The organism is Rathayibacter tanaceti (genome assembly GCF_001634385.1).
GTDB lineage: Bacteria > Actinomycetota > Actinomycetes > Actinomycetales > Microbacteriaceae > Rathayibacter > Rathayibacter tanaceti.
In genome coordinates this window covers 1-2,306 of the sequence record NZ_LIIN01000220.1, presented here as the reverse complement: position 1 = coordinate 2,306, position 2,306 = coordinate 1, and the positions used below count along the sequence as shown (strand labels likewise).

Below are 2,306 nucleotides of genomic sequence, written 5' to 3'. Positions count from 1 at the left end.
AGCTCGTGCTCGCGCCCGCGCCCGATCGCGCGGCCGCCGTCGCCGAGCCGACGGCGCCGCGGCCCGACGACGCGGCCTACGTGCTGTTCACGTCGGGTTCGACGGGACGGCCGAAGGGAGTCGTCGTCAGTCACCGCGCGATCGTGAACCGTCTGCTCGCGGCTCCCGGCCTGCACGGGATCGGAGCCGACGACGTGATCCTCTACAAGACTCCGTTCACGTTCGACGTGTCGCTCTGGGAGCTGTTCCTCCCGGCCGTCATCGGCGCGCGCCAGGCGATCGCCCCGCCCGACGCCCACCGCGACCCGGCCGAGATCGCCGCCGCGATCTCGGCGGAACATGTCACGGTCGTGCACTTCGTGCCCTCGGTCCTCGCCGCGTTCCTCGACCACCTGTCGGGAGCGCGCGCGACGGCCGCCGCGGTGGCGCGGAGCCTGCGCGTCATCGTCTGCAGTGGCGAGGCGCTCACCGCGAACCATCTGCGCGGGCTGCCCGAGCTGCTCCCCGGCGTCCACGTCGACAACCTTTACGGGCCCACCGAGGCCGCCGTCGACGTCACCGCGGCTCTGCGCGTCAGCGCCGACCGGCCGATCGGGATCGGTCTGCCGATCGCGGGGGTGGGATGCCGCATCCTCGACGCCGCGCTCCGCCCGGTCGTGCCCGGTGCCGTGGGCGACCTCTACCTGAGCGGCGTGCACCTGGCCCGCGGCTACGCGAACCGGCCCACGCTGACGGCAGAGCGGTTCGTGGCCGACCCGTTCGACGTCGGCGCCCGCATGTACGACACCGGCGACCGCGCCCGGCAGCGTCCCGACGGCACGATCGACTACCTCGCCGACGCGACCAGCAGGTCAAGGTCGGCGGCAGCGGATCGAGCTGGGCGACGTCGAGGCGGCGCTGACGTCGGCTATCGGCGTCGAGGGTGCGGCGGCGTTCGTCGTCGGTGGCACGCTCGTCGCGGTCTACACGGGCCGGGCCGCGCCCGAGGCCGTGCGCGCCCACGCTGCGGGGGTCGTCCCGGTCGCGCTCGTCCCCTCGCGTCTCACCGCCGTGCCTGCGCTGCCGCTCACCCCGCACGGCAAGCTCGATCGCGCAGCGCTGCCCGCCCTCGACCGCCTCCCTGTGGCGGCCGAGGGCCGTGCGCCCGCGTCGGCGACCGAGGTCGCAGTGGCCGAGGCGTTCGCCGCAGCGCTCGGGGTCGCGTCGGTGCCGGCCGACGCCGACTTCTTCGCCCTCGGCGGCGACAGCATCTCGGCCATCGCCGTCGTCACCGCGGCCCAGCGCGCCGGCATCAGGATGTCGGTCATCGATCTCTTCGAGACCCGCACCGTCGAGGCGCTGGCGGTCCGATGCGCGCCCGCGGCGGCACCGGCGGCGGGGCGCCCGGTTCCGCTTCCGGCGCTCCTCGCCGCAGCGCGGGCCGACGGCACCGACGTCGACGCGATGAGCGTGTCGGTCCCTCTCGGGACCCCGGCGCCCTCGCGGCGCGCCGTGCCCTCGTCACGGTCGTCGCGGCCCGTCCCGAGTTGCGTGTGCGCCTTGACCGGAGCCGCGCCCGGCTCTGGCGGGCGTTCCAGCTCGACGACGTCCCGCCCGGAGAAGGGGTCAGCGTGACCGAGGGGCGGCTCGCCGCCGTCGAGGTCGCCGACGACGAGGTGCGCCTCGTCGTCCACCGGATGGCACTCCCCGCTGACGCGGAGCAGGGAGTGCATCGTCTGGTCACGGAGATCGATGATGCGGTGCGGGCAGGAGAGGGACGGGCATGAGTGAGAACGTGATCGAGACGGCGCGCGTGGAGGGTGCCCGCGCGCGCATGCTGTTCCTCGCCGAGTTCGAGGACTCGCCCGGCGCCTACGCGATCCCTCTTGTGCTCAGGGTCGTCGACGGCCGCGTCGATGTCGAGGTCTTCGCCGCCGCCCTCCGCGACGTCGTCGGGCGCCACGTGAGCCTCCGGACAGCGTTCGACAAGACCGGCGACGGGTGGGTCGAGAACGTGCGGGACGCCGAGGAGGCACCCGTCCTCGACCGGTCGGCCCACGAGTGGGACGGGCGCCTTCCGCTCGCACCTGATCCCCGCTGCGAGGTACCGACAGCGGCAGCGGTGTACGCCCGGCACGTCGTGATCGTCGTCCACCACGTCGCGGCCGACGGACAGTCGATGCCGACGATCCTCGACGACCTCGAGCACGCGTATCGGGAGCGGCTCGCGGGCCGCGCCCCGAGGTGGCCGGAACCGCCCGCGTACACCTCGGAGCCGCCCAGCGCGTCCGCGGAGGGGCTCGCTCCGCTGTTCGCCGGGGTGCCGG

2 protein-coding genes and 1 pseudogene are annotated in these 2,306 nt (G+C 74.5%); all 3 read left to right on the top strand.

The annotated features are described in order from the left end of the window. Window positions 1-5 precede the first annotated feature (5 nt). A pseudogene (locus ACH61_RS19425) lies at window positions 6-653 on the top strand (AMP-binding protein); the annotation flags it as partial. A 337-nt stretch (window positions 654-990) separates the two neighbouring features. Next, window positions 991-1,614, top strand: coding sequence for a phosphopantetheine-binding protein (locus ACH61_RS19420; RefSeq protein WP_068213617.1), 624 nt, complete (start codon window positions 991-993; stop codon window positions 1,612-1,614). A gap of 148 nt (window positions 1,615-1,762) precedes the next feature. Then, the coding region (locus ACH61_RS15060) for a condensation domain-containing protein (RefSeq protein WP_153038935.1) at window positions 1,763-2,306 on the top strand (544 nt) is incomplete at its 3' end.